This is a genomic window from Actinomadura verrucosospora (assembly GCF_039540335.1).
Taxonomy (GTDB): Bacteria; Actinomycetota; Actinomycetes; order Streptosporangiales; family Streptosporangiaceae; genus Spirillospora; species Spirillospora verrucosospora.
In genome coordinates this window covers 1-15,271 of record NZ_BAABEV010000035.1, presented here as the reverse complement: position 1 = coordinate 15,271, position 15,271 = coordinate 1, and the positions used below count along the sequence as shown (strand labels likewise).

17 protein-coding genes are annotated in these 15,271 nt (G+C 72.8%); 6 read left to right on the top strand and 11 right to left on the bottom strand.

The features are described 5' to 3' along the window. Positions 1-79: 79 nt before the first annotated feature. Positions 80-1,015 (bottom strand): DUF4097 family beta strand repeat-containing protein, encoded by a 936-nt coding sequence (locus ABD944_RS30045; protein WP_345182585.1) that lies wholly within the window; start codon positions 1,013-1,015, stop codon positions 80-82. Positions 1,016-1,137: 122 nt separating this feature from the next. Continuing rightward, positions 1,138-1,752 (bottom strand): cob(I)yrinic acid a,c-diamide adenosyltransferase, encoded by a 615-nt coding sequence (locus ABD944_RS30040; RefSeq protein WP_345182583.1) that lies wholly within the window; start codon positions 1,750-1,752, stop codon positions 1,138-1,140. Positions 1,753-1,822: 70 nt separating this feature from the next. Here ABD944_RS30040 and ABD944_RS30035 point away from each other — a divergent pair, with 70 nt between their 5' ends. The 3 genes from ABD944_RS30035 (at position 1,823) to ABD944_RS30025 (ending at position 5,390) form a co-directional block, all read left to right on the top strand. Continuing rightward, a complete protein-coding gene (locus ABD944_RS30035) occupies positions 1,823-3,415 on the top strand; it encodes a GMC family oxidoreductase (RefSeq protein WP_345182581.1) in 1,593 nt (530 codons plus the stop codon). A 418-nt stretch (positions 3,416-3,833) separates the two neighbouring features. Beyond that, entirely contained in the window at positions 3,834-4,928 is a 1,095-nt protein-coding gene (locus ABD944_RS30030) for a DUF6745 domain-containing protein (protein ID WP_345182579.1), read from the top strand. Between the two features lie 27 nt (positions 4,929-4,955). Continuing rightward, a complete protein-coding gene (locus ABD944_RS30025; protein WP_345182577.1) occupies positions 4,956-5,390 on the top strand; it encodes a hypothetical protein in 435 nt (144 codons plus the stop codon). Positions 5,391-5,404: 14 nt separating this feature from the next. Here the strand turns inward: ABD944_RS30025 and ABD944_RS30020 are convergent, their stop codons facing one another. The 4 genes from ABD944_RS30020 to ABD944_RS30005 all read right to left on the bottom strand — a co-directional run bounded on the left by ABD944_RS30020 (position 5,405) and on the right by ABD944_RS30005 (position 9,515). After that, the gene (locus tag ABD944_RS30020) at positions 5,405-5,884 is read right to left on the bottom strand and encodes a GNAT family N-acetyltransferase (RefSeq protein ID WP_345182575.1); all 480 of its coding nucleotides are present in this window, start codon (positions 5,882-5,884) and stop codon (positions 5,405-5,407) included. A gap of 52 nt (positions 5,885-5,936) precedes the next feature. After that, positions 5,937-7,436 carry an aldehyde dehydrogenase family protein gene (locus tag ABD944_RS30015; RefSeq protein WP_345182573.1) on the bottom strand — a complete coding sequence of 500 codons (1,500 nt, stop codon included), beginning with the start codon at positions 7,434-7,436 and terminating at the stop codon, positions 5,937-5,939. Between the two features lie 65 nt (positions 7,437-7,501). Next, positions 7,502-8,860: a carotenoid oxygenase family protein gene (locus ABD944_RS30010; protein WP_345182571.1), complete on the bottom strand. Its 1,359-nt coding sequence runs from the start codon at positions 8,858-8,860 to the stop codon at positions 7,502-7,504. Positions 8,861-8,897: 37 nt separating this feature from the next. After that, positions 8,898-9,515 (bottom strand): hypothetical protein, encoded by a 618-nt coding sequence (locus tag ABD944_RS30005; RefSeq protein ID WP_345182569.1) that lies wholly within the window; start codon positions 9,513-9,515, stop codon positions 8,898-8,900. Between the two features lie 95 nt (positions 9,516-9,610). Here ABD944_RS30005 and ABD944_RS30000 point away from each other — a divergent pair, with 95 nt between their 5' ends. Continuing rightward, entirely contained in the window at positions 9,611-10,171 is a 561-nt protein-coding gene (locus ABD944_RS30000; protein ID WP_345182567.1) for a PadR family transcriptional regulator, read from the top strand. Between the two features lie 24 nt (positions 10,172-10,195). Here the strand turns inward: ABD944_RS30000 and ABD944_RS29995 are convergent, their stop codons facing one another. Beyond that, positions 10,196-11,017 (bottom strand): SDR family oxidoreductase, encoded by an 822-nt coding sequence (locus ABD944_RS29995; protein WP_345182565.1) that lies wholly within the window; start codon positions 11,015-11,017, stop codon positions 10,196-10,198. 82 nt (positions 11,018-11,099) lie between these two features. Between ABD944_RS29995 and ABD944_RS29990 the strand changes: the two genes are divergently transcribed. Further along, on the top strand, positions 11,100-11,723 hold the full coding sequence (locus ABD944_RS29990) for a TetR/AcrR family transcriptional regulator (RefSeq protein ID WP_345182563.1): 624 nt from the start codon (positions 11,100-11,102) through the stop codon (positions 11,721-11,723). Here ABD944_RS29990 and ABD944_RS29985 read toward each other — a convergent pair. The 4 genes from ABD944_RS29985 to ABD944_RS29970 form a co-directional block, all read right to left on the bottom strand. After that, positions 11,720-12,541 carry a site-2 protease family protein gene (locus ABD944_RS29985; protein WP_345182561.1) on the bottom strand — a complete coding sequence of 274 codons (822 nt, stop codon included), beginning with the start codon at positions 12,539-12,541 and terminating at the stop codon, positions 11,720-11,722. The genes ABD944_RS29990 and ABD944_RS29985 overlap by 4 nt on opposite strands. A 52-nt stretch (positions 12,542-12,593) precedes the next feature. Then, positions 12,594-13,181 carry a TetR/AcrR family transcriptional regulator gene (locus ABD944_RS29980; RefSeq protein ID WP_345182558.1) on the bottom strand — a complete coding sequence of 196 codons (588 nt, stop codon included), beginning with the start codon at positions 13,179-13,181 and terminating at the stop codon, positions 12,594-12,596. Positions 13,182-13,212: 31 nt separating this feature from the next. After that, on the bottom strand, positions 13,213-13,620 hold the full coding sequence (locus ABD944_RS29975; RefSeq protein WP_345182556.1) for a DUF3224 domain-containing protein: 408 nt from the start codon (positions 13,618-13,620) through the stop codon (positions 13,213-13,215). A 111-nt stretch (positions 13,621-13,731) separates the two neighbouring features. After that, the gene (locus tag ABD944_RS29970) at positions 13,732-14,172 is read right to left on the bottom strand and encodes a YybH family protein (protein WP_345182554.1); all 441 of its coding nucleotides are present in this window, start codon (positions 14,170-14,172) and stop codon (positions 13,732-13,734) included. 159 nt (positions 14,173-14,331) lie between these two features. Between ABD944_RS29970 and ABD944_RS29965 the strand changes: the two genes are divergently transcribed. Beyond that, positions 14,332-15,271 (top strand): serine/threonine-protein kinase (locus ABD944_RS29965; protein ID WP_345182552.1); only part of this gene is annotated, 940 nt, incomplete at its 3' end.

Here is a 15,271-nt window from a genome sequence, read left to right as displayed (position 1 = left end):
AGCGCCATGGATGACCGTCCGGAGACCGTGGACCGAGTCAAGTTCGGCGTGACCGTTAGTCCGGTATGACGGTGATGCCCTAGTTTGGCGTCACGGCGATGTCGCCGTCGCGCGTGCGCAGGTCGAGGCGCCGCGCGGACCGCGAATCCTGGCGGACGCCCGGGTCGATCCGCCTGGCCCCCTGGGCGGACAGCGAGATGGCGTAGCCCTCCTCGCCCGGCAGGCGCAGCCGGATCGGGCCGCTCCCGGCGACGGCCCGGACGTCGGCGGGCGGCGAGTCCAGCCGCATCGTGATCCCGCCGTCGTCGCTCCGGGCGGTGATCCGGTCGGCGGCGAGCCCGTCCAGGGTGATCGAGCCGCTGCCGGTGCGGAGGTCGGCGACGCGGACGCGCCCGCTCACCTCCATCCGGCCGTCGGACGCGCGGGCCTTCAGCCGGTCGGCGGTGAGGTTCCCGGCCGTGACGGCGCCGCTGCCGCTGCGCAGGTCGGCGGTGGCCACGCGGCCCGTCACGCGCACCGCCCCGTCGTCGGCGCTGATCGACACCGTCGCGGCCCGCAGGTCCGTCGCCCTGATCGCGCCGCTGGCGCTGCGCAGCCGCACCGTCCCGGCGAGGCCGGACACCTCGATCGCCCCGTCCCCGCTGTCGACCTGCACGGGCGTGCTGCGCGGGACCTGGACGCGGTAGGAGACCCCGCACGCGGAGAACCCCATCACGTTCCGGCCGCACGAGGACGACAGGGCGAGCGTGGAGCCCTCGGAGACGTGCCGTGCCTTCGGCCTGTTCTTGTCGTTGGACCAGCGCAGCCGCTCGGTGATCCTGATGCCGGGGGAGTCGGACGCGGTGACCTCGACCCGCCCACCGTGCGCCGTGATCCTCAACCCGGTGGTGCCCGCGGGCGCGGAGTAGGAGTGGTCCTGCTGGTGCCGGCCGACGCTCACGTTGCCGCAGCCCGTCAGCGCCGCCGCGGTCAGCGCCGTGGCGGCCGCGGCGGCCGTGGCTGTCAGAGTCCTCACGTGGTCTCTCCCCGTCGTCGGCGTACGGCCCGTCAAGGGCAAGCCTGCTCCAGGCGCGGCGGCGCCCGCCAGGAGGGGAGCCGGTCAACCGGGGGTGGGGTTAGCCCCACCCCCGTGACGCCTCAGCGCTCGCCACCGGGCTTCCACAGGACGTCGCCGGTCTCGGCGTTGGCGACGCGGCAGAGGATGAACAGCAGGTCCGACAGCCGGTTGAGGTACTTGGCCGTCAGCGCGTTCACGCCGCCCTCGGGCGTGTCGCCGGCGTCGCCGTGGGCCTCGATCGCGGCCCAGGCGGACCGCTCGGCCCGGCGCGTCACCGTCCGCGCGACGTGCAGGAGCGCGGCGCCGGGCGTCCCGCCGGGGAGGATGAAGCTGCGCAGCGTCGGAAGGTCGGCGTTGTACTCGTCGCAGGCCTCCTCCAGCCGCTCGACGTAGGACGGCTCGATGCGCAGCGGCGGGTACTGCGGGTCGGGGACGACGGGCGCGCACAGGTCGGCGCCCACGTCGAACAGGTCGTTCTGGACGCGGGTCAGCAGCGCGACCAGCCCCTCGGGCAGGGATCCGAGCGCGATCGCCGTGCCGATCGCGGCGTTGGCCTCCTCGACGTCGGCGTACGCGGCGAGGCGCGGATCGGTCTTGGACGTGCGGGACGCGTCCCCCAGCGCGGTGGTGCCGTCGTCTCCCGTGCGGGTGTAGATCCGGGAGAGCACGACGGGATTGTCCCTGTTCTTCGCCATGGGGGCAGCCTAGCCCTGCCGCTGGCAGAAGCCCGTTCGGTAGGGTTTCGGAAAGACCCCGGAGGCCGCCGTGTACGACTACATCATCGTGGGAGCGGGCAGTGCGGGCTGCGTCCTGGCCGCCCGACTGACCGAGGACCCCTCCGTGAAGGTCCTGCTGCTGGAGGCGGGCCCGCCCGACGACGCCCCCGAGATCCACATCCCGGCCGCGGTGGCCGCGCTGATCAAGGGCCCGTACGACTGGGACTACGCGACCGTCCCGCAGGAGCACGCGGCCGGGCGCAGCGTGTACTGGCCGCGCGGGCGCACGCTCGGCGGCAGCTCGTCCACCAACGCGATGATCTACATCCGCGGGGCCCGGCACGACTACGACACCTGGCGCGACTCCTACGGCTGCGAGGGCTGGGGCTACGAGGACCTGCTGCCCTACTTCGTCCGCGCCGAGGACCAGCAGCGCGGCGAGCTGCCCTACCACGGCGTCGGCGGCCCGCTGCGCGTCGAGGACCTGCGCTACCGGCACCCCCTGACCCGGGCGTGGGTGCAGTCGGCCAAGGCGTACGGCCTCGCCGCCAACCACGACTTCAACGGCGCCGACCAGGACGGCGTCGGCTTCTACCAGGTCACCCACAAGCGCGGCCGCCGCTGGTCGACCGCCGCCGGCTACCTGCACCCGATCGAGCACCGCCCGAACCTCACGGTCGTCACCGACGCCCTCGCCACCCGCGTGGTGATCGAGGACGGCCGCGCCGTCGGCGTCCGCTACGAGGCGCGCGGCGAGACGATGTCGGCCCGCGCCGAGGCCGAGGTGATCCTGTCGGGCGGCGCGGTGAACAGCCCGCAGCTCCTCATGCTCTCGGGCGTCGGCCCCGCCGACCACCTGCGCTCCCTCGGCATCGACGTCCTGGTCGACTCCCCGGTGGGGCAGCGGCTCCAGGACCACCCGTTCGTGAACGTCATGTTCGCCACGCCCCGCACCAAGCCCCTCTGGGAACTGGCGAACGCCCGCTCCTTCGCCCTCTATCAGGCCCTGGCGCGCGGCCCCTACGCCTCGAACGTCGCCGAGGCCGGGGGGTTCGCCCGGACGGTGGAGGGCCTGCCCGCCCCCGACCTGCAGTACCACGTCCTGCCGACCCCGTTCGTCAACCAGGGCCTCACCGACTCCTCCGAGCGCCTGCTGTCGGTCATGGTCACCGCGGTGGCGATCGCGAGCCGCGGCGCGCTGACCCTCCGCTCCGCAAGCCCCCACGCCAAGCCGCTGATCGATCCCGCCTACCTCGCCGACAAGGCCGACCTGGACATCCTGGTCGCCGGCGTCCGGCAGGCCCGCGAGATCGCCTCCACCGGGCCGCTGGCCTCCCTGATCGGTGGCGAGTGGGCCCCCGGCGAGCAGGTCGACTCCGACGAGGCCATCGCCGACTTCGTCCGCCGCGAGGCCGCGACGCTGTTCCACCCGACCAGCACCTGCGCGATGGGCGCGGACGACTCCGTCTGCGACACCGAACTGCGCGTCCGGGGCGTCGAGGGCCTGCGCGTGGTCGACGCCTCGGTCATGCCGGCCGTCCCGCGGGGCAACACCAACGCCCCGACCATCGCGATCGCCGAACGCGCCGCCGACCTGATCCGGGGCCGCGCCCCCCTCGCGCCCGCGGGCGCCCGGAAATGAGGAACGCCCCCGTCGGAGACGACGGGGGCGTGGCCGCTGGGACGCAGGCTGCGGGGCTCACCGCTTGAGCGCCTTCACGATACGGGCGCGGCGGCTGTTCTTCCCCTCCGCCCGCAGCACTCGTACGCGGTCCTCGATGACGACCTTCATGAACTCCTGGCTGAACATCCGCTTCTCCTTGTTTCCCGCCGGGCCCTCTCGGCCCGACATGTACAAGGTTCGTCCTAAGGCCCCACCCTGAGCATCGGGACGACGCCTTATCTAGGCATGCCTAGGACGCCTTAGACCCGGCCGTCCCGCCGGCAGGACCGCGTAGGACGCTCAGCCGCGTCCGGGCGGCCCGGGTATGGACAGGCGGAGCGCGATGTGTCACCATCCTGCGCATGATCAATGAAAGGGGCGCTGCCGCCCTCGTCCGGTGAGCGGCGACGCGCAGCGGGAAGCTGCCGCCGTCCGCGCGGAGTGGCTCGGGCATCTGCTCTCCACCGCGCCCGCCGACCGTCCGGCCGCCGAGGCGGCCATATCCGAGCTGTACCGGCTGATCGGTCTCGATCCACCCCGTTTCCACTGGGTCCCGTCGCCGCTGGCGGCCCTGGAGACCGTCCCACCCGGCGTCCGGCCGCGGGCCCCCGAGAGCGCGGACCGGCTTTCCGAATGGCCTCTTCCGGCACGCTTCCGCCGTCTGATCGGCGGGTTGTCCGTGCAGCTGGAGGCTCAGGTCCTGCGGAACTCCCGGTCGCTGGGCCCGATGCTGTCGCAGCTGGTGAGGATGCCGATCGTCGGCTCGGCCAGGAACACGGTCCGGATGGCGCTCCGGTCCCCGCACGAGAGGGTCGAGAGGGGCACCGCCTGGCACGGGGCCCTGTGCGCCTCCTGGAGCGCGAACTATGACGCGGTCCGCCGGACCTCCGGTGTGGTCTTCACGCCCGAACAGAACCGGCTGATCGACCTGTGGGCGACGCCGGCCCGGTCGTGCGGCTGGTGGTGGCCGCGCGAGGACGTCTGCGTCGTCTCCGAGCGGCCCGTCGAGATCCATACGGAGGTCTGGGGCGACGAGGGCGAGGTGCGCCTGCACCGCTCGGACGGTCCCGCCCTCCGGTACGCCGACGGCTGGGACGTGCACGCCTGGCACGGCACGAGGGTGCCGGCCTGGGTGGCGGAGGATCCGAGCGTCGAGCGGATCGCGCGGGAGGCCAACATCGAGGTCCGGCGGTGCGCGGTCGAGAACATCGGCTGGGGCGAGTACATCGACCGGGCCGGGCTGCGGCTCGTCGCGGCCGCGCCGGATCCCGGCAACCCCGGCTCGGAGCTGCGGCTCTACGACCTCGGGGCCGACGACCCGAGCGAGAAGGCCAGGGTGCTGCTCGCCGTCAACGGCTCCGTCGAGCGCGACGGGAGCCGCCGCCGGTACGGGCTGGCCGTCCCGGGCGTCTTCGACGACCCGCTCGCCGCCGCCGGATGGACCTACGGGCTGTCCGCCGGCCAGTACGCACGACTCGTCCGCCGAACCTGAAAGGTGATCTCTTTGGTCTTCGAAAGCGTGACTCTCGACTCCCTCTCCCAGCAGACCGGGCTCGCCGTCCTCGACCATCTCGACCGGTCGGTGAGCATCCCCGTCGTCGACGGGATCCAGGCGCAGGGCGATCTGATCGTCGTCCCCATGGCCGAGACCTCGGGCCTGTCGGCCTGGCAGAACGCCACGTGGACGGACGTGCCGCCCGAGGGCGTCGAGCTGCTGCGGGGCGTGGCGGGCGGCAACCCGCACACGCTGGTCGCCGACCCCGGCACCTGCCGCTGGACGACGCAGGTGTCGGAGCCCGGCGGCCTGGCGATCGGCGTCTTCGAGGCGTCCGCGACCGTCTACCTGCTGCACCCCGAGCACGGCGCGTCCGGCTGCGCGCCGGGCCGCTACGTCGTCCGCCGCCAGCGCGAGTACGCCCCCGGCGGCTGGGGCTCGCGCCTCGTGGCCGACTGAGCGCCGCCTCTGGGTCAGGCGGTCTCGATGAAGCCCAGGCGGTCGTAGAGGCGGCGGGCGCGGCGGTTGCGGCGGGTCACGGCCAGGGCGAGGGTGTCGTGGCCCTGCCCGGCCAGGGCGTGCATGACGGCCTGGACGAGCCCCTGACCCAGGCCGCGGCCCGCGTGGGCCGGGGCGGTGAAGAGGAACGCGAGCAAGGGGACGGCTCTGTAGAGGGTGACGAGAGCCCCTCCCACCGGGCGGCCCTCATGGTCGGCCACGAAGGACGCCTCGGGAAGGAACGTGCCGTACTCGCCGGCCATGGTGAGGTGGATCTCGCGGACGGCGCCCTGGACGTTCCCCACGTCGGCCTCGTCGGGAGTGCCGCGGTAGGCGTCCCACATCAGGGCGGCCAGGGCCGGGACGTCGGCGTCGGTGAACGGCCGGAAACCGGGCGGGGGCGGGGGCGGCGCGCCCAGGGCCACCTCCAGGCGGCTCCGCGCGGGGTCGTTCATGCTCCGAGTCTAGGCGGCGCCCCCGCCGGGGACCGGCGGGGGCGGTGCCGGGTCAGCGCTTGTAGCGGCGGCCGTGGATCATGTTGATCATGCCGAGGACGCGCGCCATCTCCTTCTCGGTGCGGGCGAACGTGGTGAGGTTCATGGTCGCGAACCGCTGGCGGGTGATGGCCTTCGGGCGGGCGAACTCGCGCAGGCCGTCGGCGCCGTGGATGCGGCCGAAGCCGGACTCGCCGACGCCGCCGAACGGCAGGGCGGCGACCTGGGCGAAGGCGGCGAACGCGTTGATGGACGTCATGCCCGACCGCATCCGGCGGGCGGCGTCCATCGCGCGGGACTTGTCGCCGGAGAAGATCGTCCCGGCGAGGCCGTAGCCGGTCCTGTTCGCCTTCTCGACCGCCTCGTCCATGTCCTTCACGCGGTGGACGGTGATCGTGGGGCCGAACGTCTCCTCGCACACGGCCGCCGAGTCGTCCGGGACGTTCGTCAGCACGACCGGCTCGACGTAGGGCTTGCGGACGGACTCGGCGCCGCCGACGACCGCCTTGCCGCCCTTGTCCAGCGCGTCCTTGATGTGGCGCTCGATGACGTCGAGCTGGGACGGCATCGTGATGGGGCCGTAGGCGGCCTCGCGGTCGAAGCCGGGACGCAGGTCGCGGGCCTTCTCGGTCAGCTTGCCGAGGAACCGGTCGTAGGCCTCGTCCACGACGTAGATCCGCTCGACGCCGATGCAGGTCTGGCCCGCGTTCGACATGGCGCCCCACAGCGCGGCGTCGGCGGCGGCGTCGAGGTCGGCGCCGGTGTCGACGATGCAGGCGTCCTTGCCGCCGCACTCGGCGACGATCGGGGTCAGGTTCTCGGCGCAGGCCGCCATGACGCGCTTGGCGGTGCGGGCCGAGCCCGTGAAGGCGATCTTGTCGACGTGCGGGGAGGAGGCGAGCGCCGCCCCCGTCTCGCCGAGCCCGGTGACCGTCTGCAGGACGGGGTGCTCGGGGATCACCGCGGCGAACAGCTCGGCGAGGAGCACGCCGACGCCCGGCGTGTACTCGGACGGCTTGAACACCACGGCGTTGCCGGCGGCGAGCGCGTAGGCGATCGAGCCCATCGGGGTGAAGATCGGGTAGTTCCACGGCCCGATGACCCCGACGACGCCGAGCGACTGGTACTCCAGCACGCAGCGCTGGTTGATCGCCATGAGCCCGGGGTAGACGTTGCGCGGCCCGAGGACCTTCTGCGCGTTGCGCGCCGCCCAGTCCAGGTGGGTGATCGCCATGATCGTCTCAAGCTGGGCGTCCTGGACCGGCTTGCCGGTCTCCTGGTGGATGAGCTCGGCCATCCGGTTCAGGTTGCGGGTGAGCGACCCCTTGACGTTCAGCAGCCGGAGCCGGCGCTCCTTCCAGCCGAGGGCGCGCCACCAGCCGGCCGCTTCGCGGGCGCGCTCGACCGCCGCGGCCACGGCGGCGCCGTCCTGGACGGGGTGCTCGGCGACGACCTCGCCGGTGGCCGGGTTCAGCGACGCGAAGGTCTCGGCGTTCTCCGTGGCCACGGACATGGGGAACCTCCCGGGAGGGCCTGGTAAGTGACTGCTTGCACAGCAGTACCGGCTAGTAAACCACCCTATGTGCCGGGTCGGGCGTCGGGGATCCAGCTTCCGTGGAATCCGGCCGGGACGCGGCGCGGCAGCCGGACGCTCGCGACGGGCGCCAGATCCGCCGCGTCCAGCACCAGCAGCTCGGACGCCTGGCCGCGGGTGACGATCGACAGCAGCCAGCCCTCGTCCTCCGCGCGGGCGCCCGCCGCCGGGACGAAGACCGCCTCGCCGACGTGCGCTTCGTCGCCGAGCTCGTGCGCGGACGTCCCCTGCCCGCGCAGGTCGTACTTCACGATCGACTCGCCGCCCACCGTGTAGAGGTAGCGGTGCTCCCTGCCGGTGCGGGCGTCGTCGTGCGTGGGGAACTCGACGCCGCGGTCGTCGAGCGGCTCCTCGGTGGCGCGGCGGGTCGCGGGGTCGAGGACCCAGCGGTGCAGGTGCGCCTTCTGCGAGCGCGCCGCGCCGGTGGCGGGGTCGACGGTCCCGCCGATGTCCTCCCAGAGGGTGGCGAAGTTCTCGGGCCGGTAGCGCGCCCCGTCCACCACGATCCGTCCGGCGGCGTCCTCGTGGGCGTTGCCGACGTGGAAGACGTAGCAGGGGTCGATGTCGTACCAGGTGACCTCGGCCGTGCCGTCCCGGCGCATCACGCCGAGCCGGGCGCCGTAGGCGTCGTCCCAGACGTACGGCATGCCGGTCGACCCGGACATCGCCAGGTCGACGTCGAACACCACCGGCAGGTCGAGCCAGACGACGTGGTTCTCGGTGATCGCGAAGTCGTGCATCATCGTCGGGCCCGCCACCTCGACCTCGCGGCTCTCGGCGAGCGTCCCGTCCGGCGTCAGCCGGTGGTAGGTGAGGTGGGGCGCGAACGCCCCGTACCCGAAGAACAGCAGGTCGCCGGTGACCGGGTCCTCCTTCGGGTGCGCGGTCATGGCGGTGGTGAGCCGCCCGCCGAAGTCGCAGGCGCCGACGGTCTCCAGCTCGGGCGTCACCTCGTAGGGGAACCCGGCCTCCACCAGCGCCCAGATCCGGCCCGCGTACGGGACGACGTGGGTGTTGGCCTGCACCGAGCGGCGGTCGAAGGTGAGGTCGTCGCGGACGAACGGCGTCCCGTTCAGGTAGGCGTCGGTCCGCACCCACCGGTTGCGGTACCACTCGGCGCGGCCGTCCCGCAGCCGGATGCCGTGGATCATCCCGTGGCCGGTGAACCAGTGCCCGCTCGGCTCGCCGGGCTTGGGGTTCGGCCCGTTGCGCAGGTAGCGGCCGGTCAGTTCGGGGGGCAGCGCGCCGGTGACCTCCAGGCCGCGGGCGTCGGTCTCGTCGGGGACGGGGGCCAGGTGACCGTCCAGCCAGGTGGCGGGGCGCTCGGTGATGTTCTCGCCCATCTCGGTGCTCCTTTCCGGGCCGCTCCTCGGCGAGGGGTCAGCGAGAGGACGGCTCGGGCTGCGACGTGGCGGGCGCCTCCGCCCACGGTAGCCCGACCCGGTCGAGGTGGCGCCTGCGCGCGAACCCGGGGTACCGCGCGGTGAAGACGGCGGGGACCGTGAAACCGGCGACCTTCACGGCGACCAGCAGCGCCGTCGCGTCCGGTGTCCAGTGCTGGACGCAGCCGAGGGCGGCCGCCAGCACGGTGAAGCTCGCCGCCCACACGGAGGTGAGCACGCGGTTGACGCTCCGGAACACGTCCGTCGCGGCGATCTCGGCGGTGACCTGGCGGCGCGCGACGCCCGCGGTGAAGGGGCGTCCGAACAGCAGCGTCGCCCAGGCGGTGAGCGCCAGCCACCCGATCGCCAGGGAGGCGCCGTAGTCCAGCGCCGGCGAGCCGGGGACGGCGAACGCGAGCGCGGTGAGCGCGGCCATGAACGCCGAGGTCGAGATCTCCAGGATCAGCGAGTCGGCGCGGCGGCCCCGGCGCAGGTCCTGGCCGAGCAGGGCCAGCGCGGCGACGAGCCCGGCGGCGGCCCCGGCGCGGTCGTCGAAGCCGCTGACGACCGCGAGCAGGATCCAGGGGAGGAAGGTACGGGCGTAGTACTTCGACATGGCCGGGGCTCCTGGCTTCACATTCCAACTTTGACATGTCGAAGATAGACATTCCAATTTCGACATGTCAACTGTGAAGGGTTAGGGTACGGGGCATGAGTTTGCGACATGCGGTGCTCGGGCTCATCGCCGAGATGGACGGCGCCAGCGGCTACGACCTGCTGAAGATGTTCGAGATCTCGCTGGGGAACGTCTGGCCGGCCCGGCAGAGCCAGCTCTACGGCGAGCTGGGCAAGCTCGCCGACGCCGGGCTGATCGAGGTCGCCGAGGAGGGGCCCCGCGGCCGCCGGGCGTACCGGATCACCGATTCCGGGCGCGCGGAGCTGCGCCACTGGCTGGTGGACGTCCCCTCGAAGGGGAGCCGCAAGGACGAGTCGCTCCTGCGCGTCTTCTTCCTCGGCATGGTCGAGCCGGAGGAGGCCCAGCGCTACATGCGCGGGCACGCGGCGGGGGTCGGTGAGTACCTCGACGAGCTGACCGCCCTGGAGAAGAACGTCGACTGGGGTGAGGACGACCTGTCCGTCTACGGGCGGCTGGTCATCGAGTACGGCAAGCGGTTCGCCGCGATGCGCCGCGACTGGTTCGAGTGGGCTTCGCGCGAGATCGAGTCTCTCGGCGAGCGCGGCGCCGAGCGCGGGCGGGGCCGCGAGCACTGAGGCTCGCGGCCCCGCGGGACGCGGTCAGCGGAAGTCGTGGGCGTGGTCGGCGGCCCACTCCTTGAACGTCCGGCCGGGACGGCCGGTGATCCGCTCGACCTCGCCGGACGGCTCCATCGGACGGTCGACGGCGCGGGCGCGCAGGCGGAGCAGGACGTCCACCAGGCCCTCGCGCATGTAGGGGCGGCCGAGCATCTCCTCCCGCGCCAGCTCGGGGGAGATCTCCTCGAACCGCGCCGGGCGGCCGGCGGCCTCCCCGATCAGCTCGACCATCTCCGGATGCGAGAGCAGCTCGGGACCGCTCAGCACCGGCCTGGCGCCGACCAGGGCGTCGGTGAGCAGGGCCTTCGCCGCGACGGCCGCGATGTCGCGCTCGTGGATCGGCGTGCTGCGCGCCGCCGCGTACGGCTCGCGGACGGGCTCGCCCGCGGCGATCGCCTCCCGCCACGCCAGCGCGTTGGAGGCGAACTCGCCAGGACGCAGGAACGTCCACTCCATCCCGGTCTCCTCGATCGCCCGCTCGATCGCGAGGTGGTGCACCGCCAGCTGGTTGGACGGGTCGTCGTCCAGCGCGGCGGCCGACGAGAGCATCACCGCGCGCCGGACGCCGTGGTCGACCGCGCGGGCCAGCACGTCGCCGAGGCCGTTCCAGAACACGGCCGGGTTGAGGAAGAGCGACGTGACGCCGTCCAGCGGCATCTCGTCCGTGCGGGCGACCTGCGCCTCGCTGGGCAGGTCGGCGGTGGCGGGGTCCCGGGACAGGGCGCGGACGGCGGCGCCCGCGGTGAGCAGTTCGCCGACGAGATGGCGTCCGACGTTGCCGGTCGCTCCGGTTACGAGGATCATGCGGCCAGCTTCAACCAGATGGATGAAGTTGTCAAACAGTCGGATGGTTGAACTTCTCAGCAGCCCGGCTACCATGGGGAACGTGACGGAACCGACGAAGCGGCCGGCGACGAGGCGGGCGCGCCGCGCCCCCGCCCCCGAGGAGCGCGCGCTCGACGCCGAACGCTCGCGGCGCCTGCTGCTGGACGCCGCGCTGGAGGAGTTCTCCGCCAAGGGCTACGCCGGCGCCCGCGTCCAGGACATCGCCGACCGCGCCGGCGTCAACAAGCAGCTGATCAACTACTACTTCGGCGGCAAGGACGGCCTGTACTGCGCGCTCCACCACCGCTGGCTGGAGCGCGAGGCCGAGTTCAACGACCCCGCCGCCCCGTTCGACGAGATCGTCGTCCGGTACCTGCGGCACGTCCTGGACGACCCCCGCGGCACGCGGCTGAACGCCTGGCGCGCCCTCACCGAGGACCTGGACGACATCCCGCCCGGCCCCCGCGAGGACCTGTCCGACATCGAACGCCGCCAGGCCGCCGGGGAACTGCCCGCCGACCTGGACCCGGCCGCGATCATGTTCGCCGTGATGGCGCTGGTGTCGGCGCCGGTCACCAAGCCGCTCGCCGTCCGCCACGTCTTCGGGATGGACCCCGAGTCACCCGAGTTCCAGGAGCACTACACCGAGCAGCTCCGCCGCATCGTCCGCCGGCTGACGGGCTAGCTCTTCCACCACTGGAACAGGTAGTGCCCGAGCTCGATCGGGAAGTGGTCGACCGAGCCGTTGACGCGGAACGGGAACTCGCCGAGGCCGATCGCGTCGGTGAGGTAGTAGATGACGTTGAAGAAGCCCTGGTTGATCGGGCCCAGCCACAGCAGCGCGATCAGGACGAGGAACGCGTAGCCGCCGTAGGCGTTCGCCTGGTCGGCCAGGCGGCGCGGCAGGTACGGCTCGACGATCCCGAAGCCGTCCAGCCCCGGGATCGGGAGCAGGTTCAGGATCGTGGCGGTGACCTGCAGGAACGCCAGGAACGCCAGCCCCGACCAGAACAGCGCGTGGTCGGCGTCGGCGAAGTTCTTGAAGATCACCGCGAGCATGATGGCGAACAGCGCGTTCGACAGCGGGCCCGCCGCCGAGATCAGGCTGTGCCGCAGCCGGCCCTGGATCACGTGCCGGTCGATCCACACGGCGCCGCCCGGCAGGCCGATGCCGCCGAGCACGATGAACACGACGGGGATGAGGAAGCTCAGCGTCACGTCGGAGTACTTCAGCGGGTTCAGTGTGAGGTAGCCCTTGTCGGCGACGCTGCGGTCGCCCGAGCGGAACGCCATGTACGCGTGCCCGAACTCGTGCAGGGACAGCGACAGCACCCACGCCGCGATCACGAACCCGAACACCGCGATCCGGCCGGGCCTGTCCAGGATCGTCCCGTAGCGCCAGGCGATCAGGCCGCACAGGATCGTCGCCCCCACGACCGCGAGGAACACCGGGCTCGGCCGGACCGCCGCGCCTCCCCGGCTCTCGCGCGCAGTGCCATTCATCGTTCCCGGCCCCTCTCGCCGCGCCGTCTCCGCGGCGTCCCGTCCCAGGTCGTCATGCCGGCGCCGCGATAACCGGCACGACGTAGGTGCGCAGGAAGCGGCGCAGCCCGTCGGCGTCCCGGTCCCGGTCCATCACGATCAGCGAGGTGATGATGCGGAAGAGGAACTCGACCGTGCCCTCCACCTCGATGTCGGCGCGCAGCGTCCGCTGGCGCTGCGCCTGCTCGAAATGGGGCCGCACGTACTCGCAGCACAGCGCGAGCACGTGCTCGGCCGCCCCCGCCACCGCCGCCTGCATGTGCCCCGCCGCCTCCGGGACGAGGAAGTGCGCGATCGCCGGCTCCTCGCGGACGTAGTTCAGCGCGTCCAGCGTCCCCTCGACGATCGCCTCGGAGACCGACCGCTCCCGGCGCAGCCGCTCGGCGAGCCGGTCGAGGAACCGCCGCAGGTCGCGCACCACCACGGCGAGGATCAGCTCGTCCCGCCCGCCGGTGACGCTGCGGTACACGGTCGCCCGCGACAGCTTCGCGGCGGCGGCGATGTCCTCGACCGTGGTCTTGGCCACGCCGAAACGGCCGAAGCACACTTCGGCCGCGTCGATGATGCGCTCGCGCGTGGCGTCGCCGGTGACCGGGGGCATGACCCGAACATTACCGGCCGCCGGTCGGCGCTCAGTCCAGCGTGTACTCCAGCGCCCAGGTGTGCCCGCCGTCCTCGGTGACGGAGATCTGGCCGACGCCGCGGATCCCGGCGAGCTCCCCCGTCCCCGAGGTGGGGACGATCAGCCACCGCAGCCACTGGGTGTCGGCCGTCCCGTCCTCGCTGCCCGCGCTGTGCTGGAGGACGAACGTCCCCTCCCGGCCGTGCAGGATCCCCTGGACGTGCTCGATCCCGACATAGGCGACCGGCCCCGCCGGCGACTCCACCGTGATCAGCTCGGTGGAGCTCGTCCCCACGAGGTCGCCGTGGAAGGTCTTGCCCACGTGGACCCGGGTCATCCGGTTGCCGCCCTGCTCGTCGTAGGGCTTGTCGGCGTCCCACGCCTCGATGTCGAAGCTGCCGCTGGCTTGAAACGTCATGCCCGCAATGATGCCCGTCCCGTGAGACACCGGGCGAGGCCGACGTCCCCGCGAGACGGACCGGCCCCAGCGGTGGCCGGGGCCGGCGGGGTCGGGGCCGGTCAACGCGTCTCAGGGGTGGAGGTCGGTCACGCCCTTGCCGCTCGCCATGTCGAGGGGGACGGAGACCTGGTCGTGCGCGATCAGCCAGTCGTCGCCGGCCTTCCGGAAGCAGAAGGTGGCCCGGACCCACATGCCGCTCGTCGCCGTTCCGTTCTTCAGCGTGCCGCTGAGCCGGCCGAAGCAGTGCCCGAAGGCCACGTCCCCGCCCACGGTGAGTGCCAGGTCGCGGACCTCGTAGTCCACCTCCTCGAAGAACGTGAACACGTTCGTCCAGTTCTTCAGCTTCGCGGCGATCCCGACGTGCTGGAGCGGCGGTTCGACGTCGAAGGACACGACGTCCTCCGCGTAGAGCCGCTCCAGGGCCTTCAGGTCCTTGGCGCGGATCCCCTCGACGATCTTGCCGACCTGCCCGCGGATCCCGGCCTCGTCGACCTCGTGCTGCGCGGTCATGGACACCCACCCCTTCGATCAGTGCGGAACCTCGGCCTTCTCCCCTATGACGGAGCAGCGGCCCGAAATGTGATGCCCGCGCGGAGACGATCGCGTCCGAACATCCTCGCGGGCGGTCGCGTCACATGATCAACACGGCCGGGGCGGCGAGGAGAGCACGTGGGCGAGTGGAAGATCTCCGGTTTTCGCGAGGTGCGCGAACTCGGGGCGGGGGCGCAGGGACGCGTCGTTCTGGCGCGGCACGAGCAGACCGGGTTCCCGGTCGCGGTGAAGTACGTCGTCGTCGGGCCGGACGCGGCCCCGTTGGAGGCGTTGCGGCGCGAGGCCGAGATGCTGGCCCGGGTGGAGAGCCCGCACGTGGCCCGGCTCTACCAGCTGGTGGAGGGCGAGCACGGCGCCGCCCTCGTGATGGAGGCGGTCGACGGCGTCTCGCTCAAGGTGGTCCTGGCCGAGCACGGGCGGCTGGATCCGCAGGCGGCGCTGACCGTCCTGAAGGGGTCGCTGCTCGGCCTGGCGGCGGCGCACGCGGTGGGCGTCGTCCACCGGGACTACAAGCCCGCCAACGTGGTGGTGCCCGAGGACGGGCGCAGCAAGCTCATCGACTTCGGCATCGCGTCGGCCGCAGGTTCGGCGTCGCGGTCGGGCACTCCGTCGTACATGGCGCCGGAGCAGTGGCAGGCGGGCGAGGCCGGCCCGTCCGCCGACGTGTACGCGGCGACCTGCGTCTTCTACGAGTGCGTCATGGGCCGGCGTCCGTTCGGCGCGGACAGCGTCGTGGGGCTGCGCGGGCAGCACCTCACCGCACCCGTTCCGTTGGAGGACTTCCCCGTCCCGCTGCGCCCGCTGGTCGCCCGGGGGCTGGCGAAGAACCCGGCGGAGCGGCACGCCGGGGCCATGGAGTTCGTCGCCGAGCTCGAGAGCATCGCCCGCGCGGCCTACGGGGACGACTGGGAGGGCCGCGGCGTCCGCACGCTGGCCGCGGCGGCGGCGGGGCTGTCCATGCTGTTCCCGCTCGCCGCCGCGGGGATCTCGCCGCGGGCCGGCACCGCCGCCGGGGGCGCCGCCGCCGAGAGCGCGGGCGCGGGCGGCGCCGCCCCGG

What these genes read in the sequence shown, in the direction of transcription:
- ABD944_RS30040 (WP_345182583.1), bottom strand. Translation starts at nt 1,752, where the DNA reads ATGGCGAAGAACAGGGACAATCCCGTCGTGCTCTCCCGGATCTACACC.
- ABD944_RS30020 (WP_345182575.1), bottom strand. Translation starts at nt 5,884, where the DNA reads ATGAACGACCCCGCGCGGAGCCGCCTGGAGGTGGCCCTGGGCGCGCCG.
- ABD944_RS30015 (WP_345182573.1), bottom strand. Translation starts at nt 7,436, where the DNA reads ATGTCCGTGGCCACGGAGAACGCCGAGACCTTCGCGTCGCTGAACCCG.
- ABD944_RS30010 (WP_345182571.1), bottom strand. Translation starts at nt 8,860, where the DNA reads ATGGGCGAGAACATCACCGAGCGCCCCGCCACCTGGCTGGACGGTCAC.
- ABD944_RS30005 (WP_345182569.1), bottom strand. Translation starts at nt 9,515, where the DNA reads ATGTCGAAGTACTACGCCCGTACCTTCCTCCCCTGGATCCTGCTCGCG.
- ABD944_RS30000 (WP_345182567.1), top strand. Translation starts at nt 9,611, where the DNA reads ATGAGTTTGCGACATGCGGTGCTCGGGCTCATCGCCGAGATGGACGGC.
- ABD944_RS29995 (WP_345182565.1), bottom strand. Translation starts at nt 11,017, where the DNA reads ATGATCCTCGTAACCGGAGCGACCGGCAACGTCGGACGCCATCTCGTC.
- ABD944_RS29985 (WP_345182561.1), bottom strand. Translation starts at nt 12,541, where the DNA reads ATGAATGGCACTGCGCGCGAGAGCCGGGGAGGCGCGGCGGTCCGGCCG.
- ABD944_RS29980 (WP_345182558.1), bottom strand. Translation starts at nt 13,181, where the DNA reads ATGCCCCCGGTCACCGGCGACGCCACGCGCGAGCGCATCATCGACGCG.
- ABD944_RS29975 (WP_345182556.1), bottom strand. Translation starts at nt 13,620, where the DNA reads ATGACGTTTCAAGCCAGCGGCAGCTTCGACATCGAGGCGTGGGACGCC.
- ABD944_RS29970 (WP_345182554.1), bottom strand. Translation starts at nt 14,172, where the DNA reads ATGACCGCGCAGCACGAGGTCGACGAGGCCGGGATCCGCGGGCAGGTC.